The sequence below is a fragment of the Methylocaldum marinum genome, assembly GCF_003584645.1.
GTDB lineage: Bacteria > Pseudomonadota > Gammaproteobacteria > Methylococcales > Methylococcaceae > Methylocaldum > Methylocaldum marinum.
Genome location: NZ_AP017928.1, coordinates 5,790,806 through 5,816,264, shown reverse-complemented (window position 1 = coordinate 5,816,264; position 25,459 = coordinate 5,790,806). Strand labels below are relative to the sequence as shown.

Below are 25,459 nucleotides of genomic sequence, written 5' to 3'. Positions count from 1 at the left end.
CGGCGAATTCCGCACACACCGGACATCCGGCAAAAGCGCCCGAAATTGAATGATTTCGCTGTAGGCTCCGACGCATAAGGATGCGCTCGGGTGGTTGCGCGATCAATACAGATAATTACGAGGGAAAGCGACCGGCCGATCCCCCGGATCGTTCTTGGGAGATGACCGAGAATCAATACGGACCCGCCGTTTGCCATCGACGCGGCCTAAATGATCGAGTTGTATCCGAATCTGCCGCAAAATGCGCTGGTGATTGTTATCGACGAAAAGCTTTCCATACTGAAGTTTCTGCTGGCTTATTTCATCGCATGACTTTTTTGTGTTGCTATTCCACGGGCAGGACTGTCTCTCGTCAAATCTGGCGGTGGGTATGCGCGGGGCGATCGAAACCTATTCATGATGGAATAGGACGCTCCAAGAACCCGATACAAGGCGATATGGCCGCGGTGCGACAGGCACACCGGCAACGGCTTAAGAGACCGATTCGGTGCATTCCGGTAAAGCGGGAGTGGAAAAATGTGTTGCGGCGGGATGGGCAAATAACCGATACGGCCTTGCTGCCCTATGGTTATATGAACATGGCGTCCCCAAGGGGATTCGAACCCCTGTTACCGCCGTGAAAGGGCGGTGTCCTAGGCCTCTAGACGATGGGGACAAGGAACTTGATCGGTCGGTGAGTGGTGGAGCCAGCGAGGATCGAACTCGCGACCTCAACAATGCCATTGTTGCGCTCTCCCAGCTGAGCTATGGCCCCACGCGATCGAGAACGCGAATATTAAAGAAAGACTTCGCGTTTGTCTAGGTTTTTTTGTCGATATAGGCAATGGCGCGGCCGACTCGGGAAAGCGTAGTGTCTTTTCCAAGTAACTCCAGGGTAACATCGATGGGCGGGGACACCGTCGATCCGGATAACGCAACCCGAAGCGGCTGAGCAACACTGCCCATTTTCACCCCAAGCGTTTCCGACGTCTTTACGATGACCTGATGAATCGCCTCGCGGCTCCAATCGCCCAGTGCCCACAGTTGTGTTTCCAGAGCCTGCAGCGCCGCCAGGGTGTTTGCGTTCAGATTCTTGGCTGCGCCCTTCTCGTCGTAGTCTTCGAACTCCTTGTAAAAAAACACGCTGGCTTTCGCCATATCGACCAGCGTCTTGCAGCGCTCGCGCTGCACTTCGACTACCCTGACCGGATCCGGACCGCAGGTAGGATCGATATCGAGCTGCCCTAGATGCCAGCGTAGATGGTGCGCGATGCGCAGCGGATCGCTGTGCATGATGTAATGATGATTCAGCCACAACAATTTTTCCGGATTGAACGCCGAGGCCGAATGGTTGATGTCGGAGATGTCGAACAACTCGATCATTTCGTCCACCGAAAAGATCTCCTGATCGCCGTGCGACCAGCCCAGACGAACCAGATAATTGATGAGCGCCTCGGGCAAATAGCCTTCGTCGCGGTATTGCATGACGCTGACCGCTCCGTGACGTTTCGATAGCTTCGCACCATCGGGGCCGAGAATCATCGGCACGTGCGCATATTTCGGCGGCGTCGCGCCCAGTGCCTTCAGAATGTTGATCTGGCGCGGCGTGTTGTTGAGATGGTCATCTCCACGGATGACATGGCTTATCTGCATGTCGAGGTCGTCGACAACGACGGTAAAGTTGTAGGTGGGCGTGCCGTCCGAACGAAGAATGATAAGATCGTCCAGTTCGCTGTTCTTTACGACCACCCGGCCGCGCACGAAATCTTCGATGACCACTTCGCCCTCGTCCGGATTACAAAACCGCACGACCGGCTGAACGCCTTCGCGCGGCGCGGTACGATGGCGGCAACGCCCGTCGTAGCGAGGCTTTTCCTTGCGGGCCTGTTGTTCGGCACGAAGGGTGTCGAGTTCTTCCTTAGTGCAGTAGCAGTGATAGGCCTTGCCTTCGTTCAACAACTGCTGGGCAATGGCCATGTAGCGCTCGAACCTGTGGGTTTGATAGAACGGTCCTTCGTCGTATTCCAGCCCGAGCCAGGTCATACCCTCCAAAATCGCATTGACCGCCTCGACCGTGGAGCGCTCCAAGTCCGTATCCTCGATGCGCAGAATGAAGGTGCCGCCATGCTTGCGCGCGTGAAGCCAGGAAAAAAGCGCGGTTCGCGCGCCGCCAACATGCAGGTAACCCGTAGGGCTGGGAGCAAATCGGGTACGTATGGTCATTCGAATAATCCTGAAAAAAGACTTAGATCCGCCGACTTTATCGTCAGCGCTCGGTGACTAGGAGATGGAGGCGAAAGGGTAATGATACCAAAATCGCGCGAACTCCTTCATCGTGGAGCCCGCCCCCCGGCCACCACGGATGAAAACCAAACTATCTTTATAGTTTTCTCGGATTAAGCATTGCCGGCGATCCCATTGAAACAAGCCATTCGTAATGACTCTCGATAAGGCAGATACTCTTCAAAATCCATTATTGCAGCTCTGCTACCGGGAAATGCGGGAGGAAAAGCTCGTGCTGCCCACACTCCCCGACATTGCCATGAAGATTCGCAAGGCCATCAACGATGACCGCGCGAACAATTCGAAGATCGCACGGGTGGTTCAGGTTGATCCCGCCATTACGGCACGGCTGATCCATATTGCCAACAGTCCGCTTTATCACGGCCGCAAGAAAATCGAGAGTTGCCCGGAAGCCTTGACGCGGCTGGGACTTAAAGCGGCGCAGCACCTCATCACCACGTTTTCCCTGAAGACCGTGTTCATCGCCAGGACGCCCCAGATTCGGAAGCGCATGCATGAACTGTGGGCACACAGCAGCTATGTCGCCGCCATCTGCGCCGTACTGGCCCACAAGACGCGGGGCTTCGATCCGGATCGGGCGATGCTTGCCGCACTGGTTCACGATATCGGCAGCGTTCCCGTGCTCACGTTTGCCGACAGGCATCCCGAATTGCTCGTCGATCCCCGCCACCTCGACCAGGCGATACAAGCGCTACGCGCACCTATCGGTGCGATGATATTGCGAAAATGGAATTTTCCGCCGGATTTCGAAAATGTGACGGTCCATGCGGAAAATTGGTTTCGCGATCACTCCGGCGCGCCGGATTACACGGATCTGGTCATCCTGTCCCAGCTCCACAGCTTCGTCGGCACGCTGCAGATTCACAAACATCCGCGGATGGATGAAATTCCCGCCTATCGCAAGCTCATCGCGGGACAGCCCGCGACGGACTTGAGCAAAGATGTGCTAGGTCTCGCCAAGGAAGAGATTTTACAAATCCAGCAGATGCTCACGCCTTGACACCGATGGAAGTCCGACGCCCCGTCCAGATTCAGACGACGACCCTGCTTCAAGCCGGTACGCAGCCGCTGAAGCTCGGTGAAATTCTTCGGGCCTTCGTTCAAGAGCAGCTCGAAGACAAGGTCTTTCTGCTCCGACTCGACGGCGATGGCCGCACCCTGACCGCAAGCAGCAGCGCGAGCCTGCGGCCGGGACAGATGCTCGAACTCGAGGTAATCAAACTCGGAACCATGCCCGAGCTTCGTGTGATCCCTCGTGGTCCCGACTCCGGATCCGCGGAATCGCCGGTTCAGCAGGCTTTACGCCGGTTTTTGCCGCAACAGAAACCGCTCGCCGAAGTAATCCACGAACTCCGCCAACTCATTGCTCAGGCCGGCCGGACATCCGCCCTGCCCGCCACGATCATGCGAATGCTGGCGCACCTGGTGGATGCGATCCCCGAAAAATCCGAGTTGGCGACGCCTGAGGGTTTGGCGAAAGGTTTATCGAACTCGGGGATATTTCTGGAGGCAAAACTCGCGGGTGATATCGGTACGGTTGCCGACACCGTCGTTTCGGATTTCAAGGCGAACCTGCTGCGCGTTCTCGACAGGCTCAAGGCGCACCGAACACCGGACCAACCGAACGTTCCGGCGCCCGAGAGTGGCCCCGGAATCGAACGTATCCAGCGACAAATAGAAGCCGCGCTGGCCAAGGTAGTGACGGATCAGCTCGGGTCTCTGGCCGCGGAAGACACCGCTCCTTCCGTATGGCAATTGGAAATCCCTTTTACCGATGGTCCGCATCACGACGCGGCAAAGCTGCTTATCGCCAAAGATGCGGGGTCCGGGAGCGAGAAGGCCGATGATTACTGGGCGGTCAGTTTGGAATTGCATCCGCCGGGGCTGGGAAGGTTCTACGCACGCCTCGTCTTGAAGGGCCACATAATCGACACGTATCTGTGGAGCGACACGGCAGCGACGTCGGACCTGATCCGCGAGCAATGCGAACGTTTGAGAGCACGTCTGCACGGCGCGGGACTGAGCGTAGGCCAATTGACGCCGCTGGATCGCCCGCCCGATTCGAAGCCCTCCGATAACATCTCCATGCCGCTGGTGGATCTCCGCGCATGAGCCGGCTCGTCAATCCCCCCGATATCGCCGTCGCCCTGCACTACGACGGAGAAAACGCCCCGCGGGTGACCGCGAAAGGCAAAGGCGCGGTCGCGGAGCAGATCCTCGAGCTGGCGCGGCAACACGATATTCCGCTGCATACCGACGAAGGTTTGGCGACCGTGCTGGCGAAGATTCCGCTGGGCAATGAGATTCCGCGCGAGCTCTATCTTGCCGTGGCGGAAGTGATCGCTTTCGCGTACTCCTTAAGCGGTAAACTTCCGGAAAAAGGAATTTTGTGACGGAAATGAAAGCCGACTATTTTTCGGACTCGCCTGGATTTGGACGAGAACCTCGCAACTTTCAGTGCGAAACCCGGGTGGCATTTGGTTCGACTTTTTACGAACGAAGTGCCGCTCAGCGCACATTCTCTGCCTCATCGCCTTCATGTTGTAAGGAGAAAACTTCCATACCACCGCAAACTCCCAGAATCAGCCGCTAAGGCGGCGCCAAGACGGCCTCGGACCGCTGCGTCAGAAAACTTTACGGGTCCCGGCCAGCTACCGGTGCTGCCTCAATCATCGCAAGATTCTTGCAAATCAAGGATCTGCCATCGAGCGCTCCAGTCCCGGCCAGGTTGGGTGCTCGCCGCACGTCGAATAAAGCTTACGGAAACGCAGCCCAAGTCTTTTTCACAATCCCTTCAAAATCAGATATCTATAAATATGGTACGGAAATTGAATATTCTCGACGGAAAATAATCCGATTCGCGTGCTTGGAAAGCTCGAAGCGCAATTCTGGAGGTTATATGAGTCAATCGGTTACATGGACGTTGAAATCCCGGGAAACTTATCTTTTTCTTGGGAACCTGGAGCGGGTGCCCGAAATCCGCCCCGGCGGTACAGCAGGTCTTCCCCCGCTGGTCGTCGACCTGGACGGTACGCTCACCCTGACCGACACTCTGGTCGAATCGACTGTCCAGGCGGTAAAACGTGATCCCTGGAACGTTCTCCGTCTACCTTTCTGGCTCATTCAGGGACGTTCCACCCTAAAAGCACGGATTGCTTCTCAAATCAGCTTTACGGCAGACACCATCCCTTACCAGGAAAACTTATGTCATTTCTTACGAGACGAGCGGACCAAAGGACGCCGCATCGTTCTTGCCACCGCCGCCAACCGGATCATCGCGGATGCGGTCGCCGCCCATCTGGGTTTTTTCGATGAGGTCTTGGCCAGTGATGAAACCTGCAATCTCAAAGGGGAAACCAAACTGCGCGCGATTCGACAACGTGTCGGCACCCGCTTTGTTTATGTCGGCGACAGCACAGCGGATCTGCCTATCTGGAAAGAAGCCCATGCGGCTGTTCTGGTCGGAGCGTCCTCTCGAGTTTCAAAATCCGTCAGAAACAGCACCTTGGTTGAAAGAGAATTTCCTCGCTCGACGGGCGGCTTATCCGCTTGGCTGCGGTTATGCCGAGTGCATCAATGGTTAAAGAACCTCTTGATTTTTGTTCCCCTGCTGACCGCTTTTGCATTTACCGACTTCGAAAATCTGGCTGCGGCCGCTATTGCATTTCTTGCATTTTCGTTTGCAGCATCCGCTACCTATGTGGTCAACGCCTTATTGGATCTGGACAGTGATCGCCGTCACCCGAGGAAACGCCATCGCCCTCTCGCCGGTGCGCAAATCCCGATCCCGCGAGCACTCGCGGCTTCGGCCGGTCTGTTGGTCATTTCGGCGGGTTTGGCATCAACTTTATCGACAAACTTTCTCCTGCTGCTGATCGCTTACTTGTTCTTGACCGGAAGCTATAGCTGGGTCATCAAACAGTATGTGCTCTTGGATGTCCTAATGCTGTCGGTGCTCTATACGCTGCGTATCGTTGCGGGCGCCGCAGCGGTGGAAGTTACGACGAGCGTCTGGCTGCTCGCATTTTCCGTCTTCATTTTTTTAAGCCTGGCCTTGGTCAAACGTTGTTCCGAACTGTTGTCGTTAAGCCTTATAGGGCGAACCGGAACCAACGGACGCGACTACCGGGTAGGGGATTTGGTTGTATTTTGGCCCATGGGCGTTGGAGCGGGGCTGTGCGCTGTGCTGGTATTCGCTCTATTCGTCAGCGCAATCGAGACGGAGGCACGCTACGCGACGCCAGACCTGCTGTGGCTGGTCGCCGTCGGACTGATCTATTGGCTGGGCCGCCTTTGGATCAAGACGGCACGCGGCGAAATGCATGATGATCCACTCGTCTATGCCTTGCGCGACTTCGGCAGCCGGGTCACCGTCGCAGCAATGGTTACGGCAACCCTGGCTGCCCATTTCGTCGCTTTGGGGTGATCCATGAATACGCTCCTGATCGCCTTAATCAGCATCGTCCTGTCGGTCGCAGCCCAGTTCTCGTTAAAAACCGGGATGTCGCACCCGGAAATCAAAAGTCTCCTCGGGCAGCCGTTCATGCCCACCACTTTGCTCACGATACTGACGAACCGATTCGTGGCCGGCGGCTTCTTTTTGTATGGCCTGGGCGCTGCCGTGTGGCTCACCGTGCTCGCACGCTGGGATGTCAGCAAGGCCTATCCCCTCGTCGGGCTGGGATTCTGCATGGCAGCCCTCGCCGGACTGCTGGCGGGCGAACAGGTCGGATTATGGCGGCTTTTGGGAATTATGTTGATTTGCACCGGCGTGGTCCTGGTAGGGCGAAGTTGACGAAAATTCCCGTGGGAAAAGCGTTGCTGCGGCAATACCCGGTCTTCGTCCATTGGGCAGTACTCGGTCTATTGCGCGGAATCGTAGCTTCCCGGGGCGTAGGGAGCTTTGCATACAAATAGCCTGCAGCAAACCCTTTACGGAACGATGCCCATACCGACCGATTTGCTCATCGTCTTTGCACGGGTCAGCATCGCACTGGGTTACCGGGACACATCGTCAACCGTTCATACACTACGTGAATACCGGAAGGAGCCAACATGAAATTGACAGCGGATAGCATTGAAAAGCGATGGTTGGCCGGAATCATACTGGTAGGCCTTGCCGCGCGCGTGGTAACCGTCGTCATTTTGGATATCCAACCCGATAGCGATTACCTGAGCTATCAGACCATGGCGCTCAATCTTCTCGAGGGAAAAGGAATCATCGATTCCATGGGCAACCACGCCATGTACAACGTTGGATATCCGCTTTTTATACTTGCTCCGGTGTTTGCGCTGTTCGGCGCCGATCTTCTGGCCGCCCAACTGGTTAATGCCGTACTTGGCATCGCATCCACGGCAATGTGTTATGCGATAGCGAACGAAGCGGGCGCCGGCCGCATCGGGCGCCTTCTCGCCGCTGCTTTGTGGGCGCTTTACCTTCCCTCCTGGCTCTATGCCGAATATCTGGCCAAAGAAAATCTCATGACTCCGCTAATGCTCGGCGTGACGTGGTGTGCACTCCGCCTGACCAAGGGGATTTCGGTCAAGAACGCTGCGGGATGCGGGACTCTGCTCGGATTACTTGCTCTCACCGGCAATGCCGGGCTGGCACTCGTTACCGTCGTCATGGCTGCGCTATTGCTCGCCCCAGCTCGCAAAGGGCTTAAATTTGCCGCATTGCTGATCACCTTTATCACCAGCGGCGTCATCGCCACGCCATGGATGATCCGGAATATCTACGCCATCGGGGCACCGGTATTGAATACCAATGGCGGCTTCAACCTCTACTTGGGTAACAATCCCGCGGCAACCGGATACTTCGTGTCTATTGCCGATACGCCGCGCGGACCGACCTGGAACACATTACGCGGGGAAGGTGAGGCCCGTGCCTCCGAGACGCTTCAGCGTGAAGCCGTCGACTGGATACTCGAACACCCGCGGCGGTTCGTCGAACTTGCGCTGCGTAAAGCCGTTCTTTTCTGGACGCCCCCGTTGCACGAGGGCAAGGGACAAGGCTCGACGATGGAAACCGTAGCGCGACGAATCTGGCTTTTGCAATTCGGCGTGCTGACAATTGCGGCGATAGGCGGTGCGTTCTTATCGGGGCTCCGCACGCGACACATCGGCCTGGTATGGCTGGCTATCGCTGCTTACACGGGCGTCCATATGATCTTCTATGTCATCTTTCGGTACCGCGAGCCGATTATGCCTTTACTCGCCGTGCTCGCCGCCGCGAATCTTGAAGTTTTATGGCTTCGATGGGGGTATGAACGAGTGCATTCCCGCAGCACCCGTAACGCTTTAGCAGCCTTCGTCGGCAAAGGGTTGCCGACCTACGCCTCGATCCGTTGTCGTCTCCGGACCTATCGGTAGGGAATCCTTTCCCGACGCCTACGTTCCGGGTGTCCCTTCGACTAAACTCAGGACGCGCTCGCCCTCGCGACGCATCCCACATGCCCTCTTATTAATCAGGCCCGTAAATACCCTCCTGGTATTTACGGGCCGCCGCCAAGGCCGGTAACGCCCAGCCTTGGCTCACGCGGATTGTCGCCGCGCCGGATTAACTCGGCCTATGTTTATAGGCCGGGTTAATCAAGCCTCCAGCTACCGGCTTTGCTCGCACCTGTAGATGGTCGGATCCGCTGCGCCGGCTTCGGCGAAACCGGCTTTACGGAATCTGCAGGAGTCGCACAACCCGCAGGCCCGCCCTTCGTCGTCGGCCGAATAACACGACACTGTCAACGCATAATCGATACCCAAATCCGTCCCGATGCGGATGATTTCGACTTTTTTCAGCGCGATCAGCGGTGCGTGCACTTTGAACCGGTTCCCCTCGACGCCCGCCTTGGTCGCCAGGTTCGCCAGATGCTCAAACGCCTCGATGTACTCGGGACGGCAATCGGGATAGCCGGAATAATCGACGGCATTCACGCCTATGAAGATGTCCGTGCTGCCCAGCACTTCCGCCCACCCCAGGGCGAACGCCAGAAAAACCGTGTTCCGCGCCGGCACGTAGGTGACGGGAATTCCGTCCTGCGGTGTCTCCGGCACGGCAATGCGGGTATCGGTAAGCGCCGAGCCGCCGAATTCACCGAGGCCTATGCGGATGATCTTGTGTTCGATCACACCGACGCTCTGCGCCACGCGGCGGGCGGCGTCGAGTTCCGCGCTATGGCGCTGCCCGTAATCGAAACTGAGGGCGTAGCACGCATACCCTTGCGACTTCGCGATGGCCACGGTGGTCGCGGAATCGAGGCCGCCGGAGAGTAGAACAACCGCTTTTTTCATTGTCGTCATCAGCGTCCGGGTGCATCGCCCCATAGGATCTTATGTAGCTGTATTTGAAAGCGAACGGGCAAACGATCGCGCAAGATTTTCTCGGCGAGTTCCGTCGGATTTTGCGCGCCCATGGCCGGCGAGAAAAGCACTTCACAGCGATCGACTAGACGATATTCCTTCATGGCGGCCTTGGCCCACTCGTAATCCTCTTCGTTCATGATAACGAGTTTGAGCTGATCCTTCCGGTCGAGAAAGTCCAGGTTTCGATAGAGATTCTTCGACGCTTCGCCGGACGAGGGCGTCTTGAGGTCCAGAACCTTCACGACCCTCGGATTGACTTCCGACACGTCCAAAGCGCCGCTGGTTTCCAGCGAGACCTCGTAGCCCTTTTCGATCAGAGCGTCCAGCAAGGTGAAACACCCGCGCTGGGCCAAGGGCTCGCCGCCGGTGACGGTCACATAGCATGGATGATACGACCCGACTTCATCCAGGATTTCATCGATAGACATCTTGCGACCGCCGGTAAAGGCGTAAGCCGTGTCGCAATACACACAACGCAGCGGACACCCCGTTAAACGGACGAAGACTGTCGGCAATCCTACAGTGCGGGATTCCCCTTGCAGGGAATAGAAAATTTCGGTTACTCGAAGTTGATTCACTTATCAGGTGTTGCCAAAAATCAGCGCTTTGCTTCTTGCCGTAGCTTATCCAGCCGCTTCTCCGCCATCTTGGCGGCGCTGGAGCCAGGGTAACGCTTGACTACCTCGGTGAGCAGTTCCTTTGCATTCGCCTTCTGTCCGGTTTCGTACTCGATGAAACCGATCTTCAACAGAGCGTCCGGCACTTTTGCGCTCTGCGGAAAATCCTTGATCAGTCTGCGGAAGATGTCGCGCGAGGTATTGAAGTCGCGACTGACATAATACGCTTCGGCAAGCCAGTAGTGCGCATTATCAGCGTATTCGCCGCTCGGATAAGCCGCGATGAAGCTTTTGAATTCCTTGATTGCTTCCGGATATTTTCCTTCTTTCAATATATTGAAAGCCTTTTGGTAGGCCGCCTGGCGATTTGCGGGATCTCCGGGCGAAACGGGCACCTGGGGCGCGGTCGCTTCCGTCGTGGCCGTGCCGTCCGGCCACGCGGACTGATCGAGAGGCGCCTGCGGCGCTCCGGACTCGCCGCCTGCCGATAACTGTTGGATACGCTCGTCCAGATCCGTATATAGGGTTCGTTGCTGCTTTTTCAGCTCTTCCAGCTGATGCGCCAACTCCTCGTTTTCACCGCGGAGCTTGAGCACTTCCGCCTGCAACTGTTCCATCCTGTTGAACATCTCCATCAAGGTATTGCCCGAGACGCGCTTTTCCAACTGGGAAACACGCTCCTCGAGGGTCGGCACCCCATAGCCGGCTTGGCTCTGATCGTACCTTCGATCGTACATCTGGTCGTACTGTTGGGTGGCCGAAACCGTTGCATGTAGCGATCCGAAGAACAGCAATGTAAAAACCGGCTTTCTTAGATACATAGGGCTAACGTCCCGAATAGGAAATTTCCACCCGACGATTCTGCTGCCAGGCAGATTCGTCATGGCCCGATACGGCAGGTTTTTCCTCGCCGAAGCTGACTACCTGGACTTGGCCATCATTAACGCCCTGGAACTGCATCATCTTGGCTATGGCCTTGGCCCGCTGCTCGCCCAGCGCGATGTTGTACTCGGGAGACCCCCGCTCGTCGGCGTGCCCTTCCAGGATGACAGTACGCTCAGGATGAGAAGCCAGATAGTTCGCATGGGCAGTGACGACCTGCTGATACTCCGGCAGCACTTCGTAACTGTCGTACATAAAATAAATGACTCGCTTGGACAAAGGACTTGAGAGATCGTCCAGCATCGGATCGCCGGTACCATAACCGGTGCCGGTACCGTATTCAGTGCCATAACCGGTGCCGTACTGCCCGCCGTCCACGTCTTCACCGTACTTACTGATCTCCGGGCCGCCGGGACCGCCTTCCATGCCGGCTTCGGGACCGGCCTCCTGCTGCACGCCCCCCTTGGAGCCACAACCGCTCAGGATTAGCGTCATCATAGCGACGACCAATCCGGTTTTTACAAGTTTCATGTGTATTCCCCACTCGCAAGAAGATAAAAAATCGACCTACTGTTCCTTTTCCAAGCTTCCGCCATTCGCGCAAAATTCGCTGATTCAGGCTTACGGGGACCACGCCGGTTCACGCACCTGTCCGCTGTCGATGCGAAGACTCTGCTGAACTCTGCCGTCTATTGAAACGGCCGCCAACCGTCCCACGCCGCCCCTCTTCGAGGCGTAAAGAATCATGCTCCCGTTAGGCGCAAAACCTGGAGATTCATCCAGCCGTCCCTTGGTCAGCACGCGCAAAGCCCGAGTTTGCAAGTCCATCACGGCGATCCGGTAGTCGCCGCCGTTGCCGTGGACCATTGCGATGCTGCGCCCGTCGGGCGAGAAAACGCCGCGCGCGTTGTATTCCCCCTCATAGGTCAAACGCTGCGCCGGTCCGCCGGAGGAGGAAACGATATAGAGCTGCGGTTTTCCGCCGCGGTCCGAAGTGAATACGATGCTACTGCCGTCCGGTGACCAATTCGGCTCGGTATCGATGCCGATGTGATCCGTAATCCGGCGTAAAGAGCGGGACGCCAAGCTCATCACGTAAACATCGGGGTTGCCATCCTTGGATAGGGTCATTGCCAACCGAGAACCATCCGGCGACCAGGCTGGAGCCCCGTTGATGCCCGGCGCGTCGGACACCTTCTGACGTTCTCCCGTCGTGAGGGCCTGGACGAAGATAGCCGAGGCCTTATTCTCGAACGAGACGTAAGCGATCCGTTTGCCATCCGGCGACCAAGCCGGGGACATGATCGGTTCGACCGAGCTGATGATGGTTTGCGGGTTATGTCCGTCGGTATCGGCGATTTGGAGACGGTACTGCCGATCGCGAGGACCGCTGCCGGTCACGGTCACGTACGCCACACGAGTAGCGAACGCGCCGGGCTCTCCGGTCAAATGCTGATAAATGATGTCGGCGATACGGTGCGCGGTGCGGCGCGACTCCGGCGCATTGAACGGGATTCGGGCGCTGGTCAGCAGCGATTCTTTTATCGCATCGTACAGGAAAAACTCGGCCTCGTACTGGCTGCCGGCACCGAGCTGTACCCGCCCTATGACCAGATGATCCTGCCCCAACACTTGCCAACTCCGGAATCGAACCTGCTCCGGCGCCGTCGGCGTTTCCAGCATTTCGTTTTCCGGCAAAGGCTTGAAACGGCCGCTACGTGCCAAATCGGCGGCAACGATGCTGCCGATGTTGTCGCCCTGCAAAATTTGCTGACCGAAAGGCACCACGGCGATCGGCATGGCCCCTTCGACGCCTTGAGTAATTTCCACGTTCAGTTCGGAGCGCGCCAAACCGCTAAAGAGCATGAGCAGGGTGCTCAAAAGGAAAACGCTGCGAAATCGTCTATTCATCAAACACCTGGACAAGAATTATTCGGGCTTGAATGTGAACTTGAATGAGCGGAGCTGTTCCGCCACCTTTTGATCAGGGGGCCATGGCAAAGGCGAAGCTTTGCGCACGGCAGCTTCGGCGGACCGGTCGAACATGGCGTCGCCGCTACTACTGACCACGTGGACTTCAGCCACCTCACCGCCCGGCAGCAAGCGGACTTGAATTATACAGGACAGCCCGCTCTTGGCGGACGGCGGACGAAGCCACGAGCGCTCCACTTTCGGTTTGATTTTGTTCCGAAGCCATGCTTCCGCTGCACTTTGTGCCGCTTTCTCGGCGGCACGCGCGCTTTGTTGTGCTTGTTCCTCTTCCAGCGCGGCCACGAGTTCGGCTTTACGCCGCGCTTCTTCTTGGGCTTTGCGCTTAGCTTCTGCTTCCGCGGCCTTTCGTTTCGCCTCGGCCTTCTGCTTGGCTTCCTGCTCGGCCTTGCGCTTCGCCTCCAATTCGGCTTTCCGTTTGGCTTCCGCTTCCGCCTTCTGCCTGGCTTCCTGCTCGGCCTTGTGCTTCGCCTCCAATTCCGCTTTCCGTTTGGCTTCCGCTTCCGCCTTCTGCCTGGCTTCCTGCTCGGCCTTGCGCTTCGCCTCCAATTCCGCTTTCCGTTTGGCTTCCGCTTCCGCCTTCTGCCTGGCTTCCTGCTCGGCCTTGCGTTTGGCTTCCGCCTCAGCCTTTTGCCTAGCCTCCAGTTCGGCCTTCCGTTTTGCCTCGGCCTCAGCCTTACGCTTGGCTTCCGCTTCGGCCGTCTGCTTAGCCTCCAGCTCGGCTTTCCGTTTTGCCTCGGCCTTCTGCTTGGCCTCGGCCTTCCGCTTCGCTTCTTCCTCGGCCCGGCGGCGATCTTCCTCCTGGCGTTTCTTCGCTTCAGCCTCGGCTTTGCGCAGAGCCTGTTCCTCCGCCTTGCGCTTGGCTTCCAGCTCGGCTTGCCTGGATGCGTCGGCTTTGCGTTTCTGGTCTGCGAGGCGCTTGGCCTGCTCCAGACGTTCCCTTTCCTCCGCCTCGGCTTTGCGCTGGGCCTCCAGTTCGGCTTGCCGTTCGGCCTCGGCGGCCTCGGCCTGTTTTCGGCGCTCGGCTTCTTCCCGAGCGCGCCTTTCCTCTGCCAGCCTTTCCCGGCGGGCTTGTTCCTCGTCCCGCTTGGCTTGCCGGCCGCGCTCGATCTGCAACTCGTCGACCGCAATCGCTTGAATGATTTCCGGCTGCGGAGGCTGTTCGACAGGCTTAACGAAATCGAACCGAACCGCGAAAAGCAGGATCAGAGCGATATGCAGCGCGAGGGACAGCCCAAACGGGCCGCGATATCGTTTGTAATCGCGATGAATCATTCGTCCCTGACCGGGCTCGTCATCAGACCAACGCTCGGAACGCCCGCGTTTTTAAGCGAAGCCATGACTATGACGACTTTGCCGTAATCCACGGTTCTGTCGCCCCGGATCAGGACCGGGAGCCCCGGCTTCCGCCGCAGAGCATCCATGACTCTCACGTTCAGTTCATCGGAATCGACTTCAACGTCTTCCTCATTGCCGGCGTCCACGAATAATCGGCCCTCGGCATCGATCGATACGATGATGGGCAGATCCTGTTGCGGATCGACGGTTCTGGCCTCGGCCTGTGGAAGGTCAACGTCGACCCCGGTTTGGAGCAGCGGAGCCGTCACCATGAAGATGATCAAGAGCACCAAAGTGACGTCGATATAAGGCACGACGTTGATTTCGGCCATGGGCCTGCGGCGTCGGCCGCGTCCGCCTCCCCCGGTTGATGCGTTCATTTTGTATGTGCCTGACGATGCAGTAAGCTCAAGAATTCTTCGGTGAATGCTTCGTACCGATTGGCCAGCCGCCCGATGTCGGTCGAATAGCGGTTGTAGGCCATGACCGCCGGAATCGCGGCAAACAAGCCCATGGCGGTCGCCACCAAGGCTTCGGAAATGCCGGGCGCCACCATCGCTAGGGTCGCCTGCTTGACATTGCCGAGCGATCGGAACGAGTTCATGATGCCCCACACGGTGCCGAACAGTCCTACATACGGACTCGTGGAACCGACCGTGGCGAGAAACGGCAAGCGCTCGTCCAAGTTCTCCAGCTCGCGGTTCAAGGCCACGCGCATCACTCGCTGCGTTCCCTCCATCACCGCGTCGGGGCCGATATTCGGCTGCTGCCGGAGCCGCGCGAATTCCTTGAATCCTGCCATGAAGATGTTTTCCAGTCCTTCGGTTCCGTGATCCTCACGGGTCAGTTGCCGGTAAAGATCGGCAAGGTCTATCCCTGACCAAAAGCGTTCTTCGAACTCCTCCGAAGTATCCTCGGCACGCCGGATCTCCTTGTATTTCGAGAAAATGAAGGTCCACGAAATGACCGATGCCAAAACCAGAATGAGCATTACGATCTGGACGACCGGGCTCGCTTCGGTGATTAACTTGAATATGGAGAGTTCAGAGGTCATTTTTTAACCGTTGCAACAAAAAATCTGGAATGGCCGTGGGCCGGAAGGTTTCGGCGACGAGACAAACGACGCGCACCCGTGCCTCGCACACGAGCTGGTCATCCTGCCGCATGGCCAGTTGTTTGAAGCTCAGGCTCGCCGATTTCAATTGCTCCACTTCGGCAGACACCCAGAGCATTTCGTTGAATCGGGCCGCTTTCACATAATCGATCTGCATCGAGCGCACGGCGAACAAGATACCGTATCGAGTCCTGAGATCGTCCTGCTCGAATCCCAATGACCGAAGAAACTCGGTCCTGGCACGCTCAAAGAATCTGAGATAGCTGGCATGGTAAACGACACCGCCGGCGTCGGTGTCTTCGTAATACACCCGGATCGGCCAGCGAAAACTCATACAATTCGATGCAGATGAGGATGAGGATGAGGATGTGAGCTTGCGGCGGGTCTATTTTGATACAACTGGCTCATGCTGGTTTGGAAACCTCGATCCGGAAATGCGATTGGTCAAAACAGCTGTTCGTTCATCGGCACCGACTTCGGCGGCTCCAGGCCGAAATGAAGATAGGCCGTGCGCGTCGCAACCCGCCCCCTCGGCGTGCGCATGATGAAGCCTTGCTGAATCAGGTAAGGTTCCAGAACGTCCTCGATCGTGCCACGTTCTTCGCTGATCGCGGCAGCGATATTGTCCAGTCCAACCGGCCCACCTTCGAATTTCTCGATCATGGTACGCAGCAGCTTCCGGTCGAGCTGGTCGAAGCCGTTTTGGTCGACGTTCAACATTTCCAGCGCTTTTCCAGCCACCTCGGCGGTTACCCGGCCGTCCGCCATGACTTCCGCGAAATCCCGAACCCGCCGCAATAGCCGGTTGGCGATACGTGGCGTTCCGCGCGAGCGGCGCGCGATTTCGCGAGCGCCTTCGGGACTCATTTCAACGCCGAGAATTTTGGCCGAGCGGTTGACGATCTGAGCCAATTCCTCGGGCGTGTAAAACTCCAGGCGGTGGACGATCCCAAATCGGTCGCGCAAAGGCGACGTCAAAAGTCCCGCCCGTGTCGTCGCACCGATCAGGGTAAACGGCGGGATATCCAGCTTGATCGAACGTGCCGCCGGACCTTCGCCGATCATGATGTCGATCTGGTAATCCTCCATCGCCGGGTAGAGAACCTCCTCCACCATCGGGCTCAAGCGATGGATTTCGTCGATGAAAAGAACATCGCGCGGCTCCAGATTGGTCAGCAATGCCGCCAAATCCCCCGCCTTCTCCAGAACCGGCCCGGAAGTCTGGCGCAGGCTGACGCCCATTTCGTTGGCGATGATGTTGGCGAGGGTCGTTTTGCCGAGTCCCGGCGGGCCGAAAATAAGGACGTGATCCAACGCTTCGCGCCGCGCCAGGGCCGCTTGAATGAAGATCGCCATCTGCTCGCGCATGGCCGCCTGGCCGATGTAGTCGTCCAGACGGCGCGGACGTATGGCGCGGTCGACTGCGTCTTCGTCCGGGGAGCCGGCGGGATTGATGAGACGGTGAGTGGGCATGGTCAAAATACAATCTGTTTTACGTGGCAACTAATCCGCCCACAGTTCCCCCAGCGCCCATTCGACGGGCTTCGAAGGGCGGGACGGAAACCCGGCTGTCGCCGGCATGGGTCTGTGCCAGCAACCAGCGCCCCTGCTGGTTTTCGTAGGCCTCGAGAACCCGCGTGTCCGGATCGACCAGCCAGGCGTGGGCCACGCCCAGGGAGCCGTAGAGCGGCAGCTTTTCGGCGCGGTCGTCGCGGGCCGTAGGCGGCGACAGCACTTCGCAAACCCAGTCCGGAACGCATTCGAACCAGGCGACATCCGGCAGGCGAGGCATCCGCTCCCGCCGCCATCCGGCCAGATCCGGCACCAGGACATGCTCACCGAGATGAAGCTCCGGCTCGTCCAGGATCCACCAGCCGCCGGGGCCGCCATCACCCAGATCGAAAGGACCGCCGATGCGAACCCCGAGATTCGACGATGCCCGCGCATGGCGCGGCGCCGGACGGGGATGGGTGATCAGGCGCCCGTAAACGATTTCCCCCACCAGATTGGACGGAAGGGCGAGTAGGTCTTCGTAGGTCGCGGGTCTAATCGCTGGATTGGCCATGACTGCTCGGATTCTATCGTATCAAAGTTCAGCCGGTTGTCACTTCGCTGCCGACTGCAAGGCCGACCGGATGATCTCTTCGCTGCTCTTGCCGTCGACCGATACCTTCCGCACCAAACTGTTGGCGTCCTGCGGCTTGAACCCCAGGGCGATCAACGCGCTGACCGCATCGTCCACCGGACTCGCTGTGGGCGTAGGCAAGATTCCGGCTCCTGGCAGGTGAACGGTCGGCAGTTCCGGCAAGCGGTCGCGCATTTCGATGATCAAGCGTTCCGCGGTCTTCTTGCCGACTCCGGGCAGGCGCACCAGCCGGGCGGCGTCCTGCGCTTCCACGCAGCGGTGGAACTCCTCGACGCTCAAGCCCGACAGAATGGCCAGGGCTAGCTTCGCCCCGACCCCGCTGACTCGAATCAGGCTGCGAAACAGAGCACGCTCCGTCTCGGACACGAAGCCGAACAGGTTGTGGGCATCCTCCCGGATCGCCAGATGGGTGTACAGCGTCACTTCTTCACCGATGTCCGGCAACTTATAAAAGGTCGACATAGGCGCATCGATCTCGTACCCCACCCCGCGCACGTCCAACAAAAGAGAAGGCGGTTTCTTGGCCACCACCACGCCGCGCAAAAATCCGATCATCGCAGGACGACTCCCGCCAGTTGCAGACGCCGCAAGGTCTGTCTGTGATGAATATGACACAAGGCCACACCCAAGGCATCGCTGGCATCCAATTGCAGCGGCGAAGAACACTTAAGCAGGAAACGTACCATGTGCTGAACTTGCAGCTTGTCCGCACTGCCTTTTCCGACAAGGGCCTGCTTGACTTGCCGCGCGGCATACTCGTGAACCGGCAAACCCGCGGCAAGACCGCCGCAGATGGCGGCTCCCCTGGCCTGCCCCAGCTTCAGCGCCGAATCGGCGTTCTTGTGCATGAACACTTGCTCGATGGCCAGTTCGTCCGGACGGTATTCAATCGCGATTTTATAGACCCCGTCATAGATCTGCTTGAGGCGCTGGGGAAAGCTATCCGTCTCCGTTCGGATACACCCGCAAGCGAGCAATACCGGTCCCTTGTCGCCATCGCGGACGATACCGTAACCCGTACGGCGCGACCCCGGATCCAATCCCAAAACAACCGTCACGTCGCCTCTTTACCCGATCTGAGCGAGGATGTCCTCGCTGATGTCGGCGTTGGAATAGACATTCTGAACATCGTCCAAATCTTCCAGCCGCTCCAGAAGGCGGATCATCTTTTCCGCATCGTCCTTTTCCAACGACACGCTGGTGCTGGCCCGCATGGTCACCTCGGCGTTTTCCGGCGTGACTCCGGCTTGTACGAGCGTATCCCGTACGGTTTCGAACTGTTCAGGAGACACCAATACATCGACCGAGCCGTCGCCGTTGCTGACGATATCGTCCGCGCCGGCTTCAAGCGCGGCCTCCATCACCCGGTCCTCATCGACACCCGCCGGATAACTGATAATGCCGGTTTTGGAAAACAGATAAGCTACGGAACCGTCAGTACCCAGATTACCGCCCGCCTTGGTAAAGGCATGGCGCACTTCCGAAACCGTGCGATTCCGATTGTCGGTCAGGCAGTCCACCATCACCGCAATGCCGCCGGGGCCGTATCCCTCGTAGCGCACCTCTTCGTAATTGTCGCCTTCGGCCGCACCGCAACCTTTCTTGATGGCGCGCTCGATGGTGTCCTTGGACATATTGGCGGAAAGGGCCTTGTCCATCGCCGCCCTCAAACGCGGATTGTTGGCGGGGTCGCCGCCTCCGTTGCGGGCCGATACGGTGATCTCCCGGATCAGCTTGGTGAACAGCTTGCCCCGCTTGGCGTCCTGCGCGCCCTTGCGGTGCTGGATGTTGGCCCATTTGCTATGACCTGCCATGTTTTTGAACAACCTCCCTCATGGGTCAATAATTTCTTGGGAAACGGCAAATCTTATCATTTCAGAAGGACGAAAAATGAACAAAAACCGAGCCGAATCCCTGCTAAAAATCGCGCTCAACATACCCGATGCAAAATTCCGCGCCGGCCAATGGGAAGCGATCGACGCTTTGGTCAATTACCGCCAGAAGCTTCTGGTGGTACAACGGACAGGTTGGGGCAAAAGCTCCATCTATTTTATCAGCACGCGGATTCTACGGAATCGGGGCGCCGGGCCGACGGTAATCGTTTCCCCGTTGTTAGCCTTGATGAGAAATCAAGTCGCGGCGGCCGAACGTCTGAACATTCGGGCAAGAACTATCAACTCCGCCAATCGGAAAGACTGGGACGCAATCAGGGGTGAGATTCTTGCCGATTCTGTAGACGCCTTGTTAATTTCACCGGAGCGTTTGGCTAATGAGGAGTTCGTTGGCACGGTGCTGTTGCCGATTGCAGAACGTATCGGTTTGCTGGTAGTGGATGAAGCCCACTGTATTTCCGACTGGGGGCACGACTTCCGTCCGAATTACCGACGACTAGTCAATATCCTCAGGCAGTTACCGCCGAATATGCCGGTGATTGGCACCACGGCTACCGCCAATGCCCGGGTTGTGGCGGATATCAAACATCAACTGGGAGACATCGAAATTCAGCGCGGCTCTCCGGTTCGGGAAAACCTTTGTCTGCAGACCCTTTGGTTACCGGATCAAGCAGCGCGGTTGGCTTGGTTGGCACAGCATGTACCGGGATTTCCGGGTCCCGGAATTATCTATGTACTGACCAAGCAAGACGCCATATTGGTTTCGGACTGGCTGAACCAGAATGGCATCGTGACGAGACCTTACTTCAGCGGCGTCGAGCATCCGCAGTTTGCCGATAGTGATGCCTATCGAATACGGCTGGAAGAGCTGTTATTGCACAACAGGCTCAAAGCCTTAGTGGCGACATCGGCACTCGGCATGGGCTACGACAAACCGGACCTTGGCTTCGTCATCCATTACCAGGCACCGAACTCCGTGGTGACCTATTACCAGCAGGTAGGTCGTGCTGGCCGGGGTATCAACCGAGCTTACGGCGTGCTTCTTTCCGGACGCGAGGATAAGGATATCCACAATTATTTCCGCCGTACCGCGTTTCCCGAGGAAGCGCATGTAATCGAAATTTTGGAAATCTTGGAACAGCATGACGGATTATCGACCGCGGGCTTGGAACCGCTAGTGAATTTCACTCGTGGGCAGATCCAAAAAGCACTCGACTATCTGAGCTTCGAAAATCCTTCCCCTGTAATCAAAAAGGGAAGCCTTTGGCAGCGCACGCCCGTGGCCTACCGAATGGACCGCGAACGGATAGCACAACTGACACGCCAACGCGAAATCGAATGGCAGCTGGTCCAAGATTACATCGACTCGCAAACCTGCCTGATGGCCTATCTGCGGAAAGTGCTTGACGACCCGGAAGCGGCTCCGTGCGGTCAGTGCGCCGCGTGCCTCGGGCGTCCCGTCGTGGACCACGGAACAGATCGCCAATTAGGCATCCGGGCGGCGCATTACCTGAGACGTGCGGAGATGGCCCTCGAACCCAAGAAACAAGTTGCAGCCAAAGCCTTTATCGAATATGGCTTTTCCGGCAATCTGCCCGAGAATCTGCGGGCGGAAACCGGGCGCATCCTGTCTCGTTGGGGCGACGCTGGCTGGGGCGGATTGGTGGCCGATGACAAGCATCGGAACCGGTTTTCCGACGACCTGGTGAATGCAGTCGCCGAGATGATCGGCGAACGCTGGAAGCCGCAACCCGCTCCGGCGTGGGTCACTTGTGCATCCTCCCGAAGGCATCCGGAATTGGTGCCGGACTTCGCCAGACGGCTGGCCGAGAAACTCCGCTTGGCCTTTATCGAAGCAATCATCAAAGTGAAGGATAATGAACCTCAGAAATTGCAGCAAAACCGATTCCACCAGTGTCGCAACCTGGATGGGGCGTTCGAGGTGACGACCGTGATCAAAAATCAACCGGTTCTATTGGTAGACGATGTAGTGGATTCAGGATGGACCATGACCATCCTCGCCGCACTGCTGCGCAAAAAGGGTAGCGGACCGGTGTTTCCGGTGGCGCTGGCAACAACCAGTACTGGAGATTGAATGACTGTTTCCAACCACACTCAGGCTGTCCTCCTGCTGACGGCCCATTTCTCAAAACCGGGCAAGGATGAGATTAAACCGCTGAGTCCCAAGGAATGGGGACGCTTCGCCCTGTGGCTCAAGGAACGGTCTCTGACGCCCGAACAATTGGTGATGGGTGAGCCGAAAACGCTGCTGGACGGCTGGAGCGACAAAGACATCACTCTGGAAAGAATCGAGCAACTGCTCAGCCGCAGCGCAGCGCTCGCACTGGCCATGGAAAAATGGCTCCGCGCCGGACTTTGGGTCATGACCCGCTCCGATCCCGGCTATCCCATCCGAGTCAAACAAAGGCTCAAGCTGGATTCTCCGCCGCTGCTGTTCGGTTGCGGCAATCCACAGCTCCTCAACCAGGGAGGCGTTGCCGTAGTGGGATCGCGCGACGCCGATACGGGCGATCTGGCATTCAGCCGCAACCTGGGCCGTCTTGCGGCTCAACAGGGCTATTCCATCGTGTCGGGCGGCGCGCGCGGCATCGACGAGGCAGCAATGGTGGGGGCGCTGGACACCGAAGGTACGGTGATCGGCGTCCTGGCCGACAGCCTGCTATCCGCAGCCGTATCTGCCCGTTATCGGCGGCATTTGTTGAATAACAATCTCGTGCTGGTATCAACGTTTTACCCAGAAGCAGGATTCAACGCGGGAAACGCCATGGCGAGAAACAAATATATTTACTGCCTTGCCGATGCAGCGGTGGTGGTACATTCCGGCAACAAAGGCGGCACGTGGACCGGAGCTCACGAAAACCTGAAAAATGCTTGGGTCCCGCTTTGGGTGAAGGAAACTGACAATCCGGATGCCGGTAATGCACACATCGTGCGAGAAGGGGGACGTTGGATAAAGGCGGCGCTCGATAAACTGAGCCTGAGCGAATTGTTTGACGGGTCCGAAAAACCCGTGAATACTTCGCTTTATAACGATTCGTCCGACAAGTTTGCGAAAGAGCCCACCGAGAAAAAAATCGCTGACAACAAACCGCCTGGGACCGGTCAATCTATGGAACAAACCAACGAGGGAACTGGTTGCGTTGAGAACCGTAGCGCGACACCCGCTCTCGAGGAAATCTCCGCTGAGACCAATTTTTATCAGTTTTTCCTGATTAAACTGAAAAACCTCGCTCAGCAAGAACCAAGAACGGCGGACGAACTGGCGAGAGAACTCGATATCAACAAGACTCAGCTCAATGCCTGGCTGAAACGCGCCATATCCGAACAAAAATTGCAAAGTTTATACAAACCGCGCCGCTATCGGTGGCTGGCACACGACGTAGATCAAACCGGCCTGTTCGACGAGCACCAAAAGATTGGCAGTCGATAACGATCATCCACCGCATCAATCGTCTTGACACGAGCGGGTGTTCAACTTTTCGTTCTGCAAATCACCAGTCGATATCTCAAAAATAACGCAATCGGTTGGCATTACTCACTACCGTCACCGAGGACATCGCCATAGCCGCGCCGGCAATCATGGGATTGAGCAAAATTCCGAAGATGGGATAAAGAAAACCGGCGGCAATCGGAATCGCCAAGGTATTGTAGATAAAGGCTCCGAATAGATTCTGCTTGATATTGCGCACGGTAGCTCGCGACAGATCCATGGCTTCCGCGACTTTCAGGAGCGATCCGCCCATGATCACCACATCGCCGCTTTCTATGGCGATATCGGTGCCGGTGCCGATCGCCAGACCGACATTCGATTGAGCCAGGGCCGGCGCGTCGTTGATGCCGTCGCCGACCATGCCCACGATTTCTCCGGTATCCTGCAAGGCTTTCACGACGGCAGCCTTATCCTGGGGAAGAACCTGCGCGCGCACCTCGTCAATGCCGGCCTCCGCCGCGATGGCTTTTGCCGTTACCTCGTTGTCGCCGGTCACCATGAGCACCCGCACCCCCAAGGACTTCAAACTCGCTATGGCTTGCCTGGAATCGGCCTTGATCGGGTCGGCCACCGAAAGCAGGCCGACCACGGTCCTGTCGACCGCCAACAGGACGGGCGTCTGCCCCTCGCCGGCCAACTCGGTCAAGCGGTCGGCGAAACGTCCGCAATCGATACCCTGTTCGGCCATCAAGGTCAAATTGCCCAGCAGCACGGCATGATCTTCGATGAGCCCCGAAACCCCGTGCCCCGCGACCGCCGCAAATCCCGTCACCGGCAAGAGCGTGCCGTTCTTCTCGGCGGCCGACGCCAAAATCGCCGCGGCCAGGGGGTGCTCGGACCCGGTTTCCAGGCTGGCCGCCCATTGCAATACCCGGTCCTCGGTCCAGTCTTGAGCACTCTCGATTCTGACCAGCCGCGGCTTGCCTTCCGTTACCGTTCCGGTTTTGTCGAGCACGATGCAAGTCAGCTTCCCCGCGGTTTGCAGCGCGTCGCCGTTACGGATGAGTATGCCTTTTTGCGCAGCCTTTCCGACAGCCACCATGATGGAGATCGGCGTGGCCAGTCCCAAGGCGCAGGGACAGGCGATTACCAGCACCGTCATCGCCGTGACGAAGGCGTAGCCCAGGGCCGGAGCCGGCCCGGCCGCCCACCAGACCAGGAAGGTCAGCAGAGAGACCGCCACCACCGCAGGCACGAACACGGAAGCAACACGGTCCACGAGGCGGGCGATTTCCGGTTTGCTCGCCTGCGCCTTGCGGACGCTGGCGATGATTTGCGCCAGCACCGTGTCGCGGCCGATCCGGGTTGCCTTGAACAGCAGCGTTCCCGACTGGTTGAGCGTGCCGGCGACGACTTCGTCGCCCTCGGATTTCTCGACCGGCATCGGCTCGCCGGTGAGCATGGATTCGTCCACGCTGGAATGCCCCTCGATGACCACGCCATCTACCGGAATTTTTTCGCCCGGTCTGACCCTTAGGGTATCGTCCAGCCCCACTTCGGCGATGGGAATATCGATTTCCTGCCCTTCCCTCAGAACACGAGCCGTTCGCGGCTGCAGACCGATCAACTGCCGGATTGCGGACGACGTCTTGCCGCGGGCGCGCATCTCCAGGGCGCTTCCCAGGTTGATGAACGCCAGAATGATGGTCGCCGCTTCGAAGTAGGCGTGCCGCGCCAGCATCGGCAGGCTATCGGAAAAGAAAATGGCCATGGTGGAGTAGAACCAGGCGGCGCCGGTGCCAAGCGCGATCAGGGTATCCATATTGGCCTGCCGATGCTGCAGGCTTTTTATCGCTCCCCTGAAAAAATGCCCGCCCGAATAATAAAGAACCCACGCCGTGACCATGGAAACGATCAGCCAGATACCTCCGGCCGTCGGCTCTCCCAGCATCGGAAACAATCCGAAGTGCTCCACCAGCATCAACGGCCCACCGATTGCGCCGGCGACTGCGGCCTTGTTGAGTAACGCGTGGTAACGGGCGGCTTCCAGAGCCTCTTGCTCGGCAGGGTCTTCCAACCCCTCCATCACCGCCGCATCGTAGCCCGCGTCCTGCACAGCCTTACGCAGAACCTCCGGTTCCACGTCCCCGCGCACCAAAGCCGAATGATCGGCAAAATTGACATCGGCCGAAAACACATTCGGCACCCTGCGCAGCGCGGTCTCCACGGCCTCGACACATCCGGCGCAACGCATGCCGGACACGGATAGACGAATGATTTTCGGTTCATGGTCAAAAGTCGATGTCATGGATGTCATAACGGTCTCGATGTAAAAAATCTTGTTGCAATCCAATACCCTTTCATCGGCACAATGTTTGCCGGGTGCCG

24 protein-coding genes and 2 tRNA genes are annotated in these 25,459 nt (G+C 57.8%); 8 read left to right on the top strand and 18 right to left on the bottom strand.

Features of this window, described 5'->3' with window-relative positions; genetic code table 11:
* Window positions 1-579: 579 nt before the first annotated feature.
* The 3 genes from sS8_RS26175 to gltX all read right to left on the bottom strand — a co-directional run bounded on the left by sS8_RS26175 (window position 580) and on the right by gltX (window position 2,202).
* Window positions 580-655: transfer RNA gene (locus sS8_RS26175), tRNA-Glu, on the bottom strand.
* A 23-nt stretch (window positions 656-678) separates the two neighbouring features.
* Window positions 679-754 (bottom strand) — tRNA-Ala (locus sS8_RS26170).
* A gap of 44 nt (window positions 755-798) precedes the next feature.
* On the bottom strand, window positions 799-2,202 hold the full coding sequence (gene gltX, locus sS8_RS26165; protein ID WP_119632329.1) for a glutamate--tRNA ligase: 1,404 nt from the start codon (window positions 2,200-2,202) through the stop codon (window positions 799-801).
* A gap of 214 nt (window positions 2,203-2,416) precedes the next feature.
* Between gltX and sS8_RS26160 the strand changes: the two genes are divergently transcribed.
* The 6 genes from sS8_RS26160 (at window position 2,417) to sS8_RS26135 (ending at window position 8,655) form a co-directional block, all read left to right on the top strand.
* Window positions 2,417-3,283: an HDOD domain-containing protein gene (locus tag sS8_RS26160; RefSeq protein WP_119632328.1), complete on the top strand. Its 867-nt coding sequence runs from the start codon at window positions 2,417-2,419 to the stop codon at window positions 3,281-3,283.
* Between the two features lie 5 nt (window positions 3,284-3,288).
* The gene (gene fliK / locus sS8_RS26155; RefSeq protein ID WP_119632327.1) at window positions 3,289-4,395 is read left to right on the top strand and encodes a flagellar hook-length control protein FliK; all 1,107 of its coding nucleotides are present in this window, start codon (window positions 3,289-3,291) and stop codon (window positions 4,393-4,395) included.
* Complete coding sequence (locus sS8_RS26150; protein ID WP_119632326.1) at window positions 4,392-4,676, top strand: EscU/YscU/HrcU family type III secretion system export apparatus switch protein; 285 nt, start codon at window positions 4,392-4,394, stop codon at window positions 4,674-4,676. The genes fliK and sS8_RS26150 overlap by 4 nt, the downstream gene beginning before the upstream one ends.
* Window positions 4,677-4,966: 290 nt before the next feature.
* On the top strand, window positions 4,967-6,709 hold the full coding sequence (locus tag sS8_RS26145) for a UbiA family prenyltransferase (protein ID WP_197716638.1): 1,743 nt from the start codon (window positions 4,967-4,969) through the stop codon (window positions 6,707-6,709).
* A gap of 3 nt (window positions 6,710-6,712) precedes the next feature.
* The gene (locus tag sS8_RS26140; protein ID WP_119632324.1) at window positions 6,713-7,078 is read left to right on the top strand and encodes a DMT family transporter; all 366 of its coding nucleotides are present in this window, start codon (window positions 6,713-6,715) and stop codon (window positions 7,076-7,078) included.
* 260 nt (window positions 7,079-7,338) lie between these two features.
* The gene (locus sS8_RS26135) at window positions 7,339-8,655 is read left to right on the top strand and encodes a glycosyltransferase family 39 protein (RefSeq protein WP_119632323.1); all 1,317 of its coding nucleotides are present in this window, start codon (window positions 7,339-7,341) and stop codon (window positions 8,653-8,655) included.
* A 231-nt stretch (window positions 8,656-8,886) separates the two neighbouring features.
* Here sS8_RS26135 and queC read toward each other — a convergent pair whose 3' ends face one another.
* The 14 genes from queC to sS8_RS26065 all read right to left on the bottom strand — a co-directional run bounded on the left by queC (window position 8,887) and on the right by sS8_RS26065 (window position 19,542).
* Window positions 8,887-9,570, bottom strand: a complete 684-nt coding sequence (gene queC / locus sS8_RS26130) for a 7-cyano-7-deazaguanine synthase QueC (RefSeq protein WP_119633026.1) — start codon at window positions 9,568-9,570, stop codon at window positions 8,887-8,889.
* 8 nt (window positions 9,571-9,578) lie between these two features.
* Window positions 9,579-10,220 (bottom strand): 7-carboxy-7-deazaguanine synthase QueE, encoded by a 642-nt coding sequence (gene queE / locus sS8_RS26125; RefSeq protein WP_119632322.1) that lies wholly within the window; start codon window positions 10,218-10,220, stop codon window positions 9,579-9,581.
* A gap of 20 nt (window positions 10,221-10,240) precedes the next feature.
* Window positions 10,241-11,080, bottom strand: coding sequence for a tol-pal system protein YbgF (gene ybgF / locus sS8_RS26120; RefSeq protein WP_170161274.1), 840 nt, complete (start codon window positions 11,078-11,080; stop codon window positions 10,241-10,243).
* A 4-nt stretch (window positions 11,081-11,084) separates the two neighbouring features.
* On the bottom strand, window positions 11,085-11,672 hold the full coding sequence (gene pal, locus sS8_RS26115) for a peptidoglycan-associated lipoprotein Pal (RefSeq protein ID WP_119632320.1): 588 nt from the start codon (window positions 11,670-11,672) through the stop codon (window positions 11,085-11,087).
* Between the two features lie 90 nt (window positions 11,673-11,762).
* Window positions 11,763-13,052, bottom strand: a complete 1,290-nt coding sequence (gene tolB, locus sS8_RS26110) for a Tol-Pal system beta propeller repeat protein TolB (RefSeq protein WP_119632319.1) — start codon at window positions 13,050-13,052, stop codon at window positions 11,763-11,765.
* An 18-nt stretch (window positions 13,053-13,070) separates the two neighbouring features.
* Window positions 13,071-14,405 carry a cell envelope integrity protein TolA gene (tolA, locus tag sS8_RS26105; protein WP_119632318.1) on the bottom strand — a complete coding sequence of 445 codons (1,335 nt, stop codon included), beginning with the start codon at window positions 14,403-14,405 and terminating at the stop codon, window positions 13,071-13,073.
* The gene (gene tolR / locus sS8_RS26100; protein ID WP_119632317.1) at window positions 14,402-14,848 is read right to left on the bottom strand and encodes a protein TolR; all 447 of its coding nucleotides are present in this window, start codon (window positions 14,846-14,848) and stop codon (window positions 14,402-14,404) included. The genes tolA and tolR overlap by 4 nt, the downstream gene beginning before the upstream one ends.
* Window positions 14,845-15,522 carry a protein TolQ gene (gene tolQ / locus sS8_RS26095; protein ID WP_119632316.1) on the bottom strand — a complete coding sequence of 226 codons (678 nt, stop codon included), beginning with the start codon at window positions 15,520-15,522 and terminating at the stop codon, window positions 14,845-14,847. Before tolQ ends, tolR begins: the two co-directional genes overlap by 4 nt.
* Window positions 15,512-15,916 carry a tol-pal system-associated acyl-CoA thioesterase gene (ybgC, locus tag sS8_RS26090; RefSeq protein WP_119632315.1) on the bottom strand — a complete coding sequence of 135 codons (405 nt, stop codon included), beginning with the start codon at window positions 15,914-15,916 and terminating at the stop codon, window positions 15,512-15,514. Before ybgC ends, tolQ begins: the two co-directional genes overlap by 11 nt.
* A gap of 110 nt (window positions 15,917-16,026) precedes the next feature.
* A complete protein-coding gene (ruvB, locus tag sS8_RS26085; RefSeq protein ID WP_119632314.1) occupies window positions 16,027-17,055 on the bottom strand; it encodes a Holliday junction branch migration DNA helicase RuvB in 1,029 nt (342 codons plus the stop codon).
* A 19-nt stretch (window positions 17,056-17,074) separates the two neighbouring features.
* A complete protein-coding gene (locus tag sS8_RS26080) occupies window positions 17,075-17,647 on the bottom strand; it encodes a Uma2 family endonuclease (protein ID WP_170161273.1) in 573 nt (190 codons plus the stop codon).
* 39 nt (window positions 17,648-17,686) lie between these two features.
* Window positions 17,687-18,283 carry a Holliday junction branch migration protein RuvA gene (gene ruvA / locus sS8_RS26075; protein WP_119632313.1) on the bottom strand — a complete coding sequence of 199 codons (597 nt, stop codon included), beginning with the start codon at window positions 18,281-18,283 and terminating at the stop codon, window positions 17,687-17,689.
* Window positions 18,280-18,786, bottom strand: coding sequence for a crossover junction endodeoxyribonuclease RuvC (ruvC, locus tag sS8_RS26070; RefSeq protein WP_119632312.1), 507 nt, complete (start codon window positions 18,784-18,786; stop codon window positions 18,280-18,282). Before ruvC ends, ruvA begins: the two co-directional genes overlap by 4 nt.
* 9 nt (window positions 18,787-18,795) lie before the next feature.
* Window positions 18,796-19,542 (bottom strand): YebC/PmpR family DNA-binding transcriptional regulator, encoded by a 747-nt coding sequence (locus sS8_RS26065; RefSeq protein ID WP_119633025.1) that lies wholly within the window; start codon window positions 19,540-19,542, stop codon window positions 18,796-18,798.
* Between the two features lie 76 nt (window positions 19,543-19,618).
* On the opposite strand from sS8_RS26065, the gene sS8_RS26060 reads away from it, so the two are divergent.
* Both sS8_RS26060 and sS8_RS26055 read left to right on the top strand, forming a co-directional pair.
* Window positions 19,619-21,715, top strand: coding sequence for a RecQ family ATP-dependent DNA helicase (locus tag sS8_RS26060; protein WP_119632311.1), 2,097 nt, complete (start codon window positions 19,619-19,621; stop codon window positions 21,713-21,715).
* Window positions 21,716-23,071: a DNA-processing protein DprA gene (locus tag sS8_RS26055; RefSeq protein ID WP_119632310.1), complete on the top strand. Its 1,356-nt coding sequence runs from the start codon at window positions 21,716-21,718 to the stop codon at window positions 23,069-23,071.
* A 76-nt stretch (window positions 23,072-23,147) separates the two neighbouring features.
* Here sS8_RS26055 and sS8_RS26050 read toward each other — a convergent pair whose 3' ends face one another.
* A complete protein-coding gene (locus tag sS8_RS26050) occupies window positions 23,148-25,388 on the bottom strand; it encodes a heavy metal translocating P-type ATPase (protein ID WP_408631157.1) in 2,241 nt (746 codons plus the stop codon).
* Window positions 25,389-25,459 lie beyond the last annotated feature (71 nt).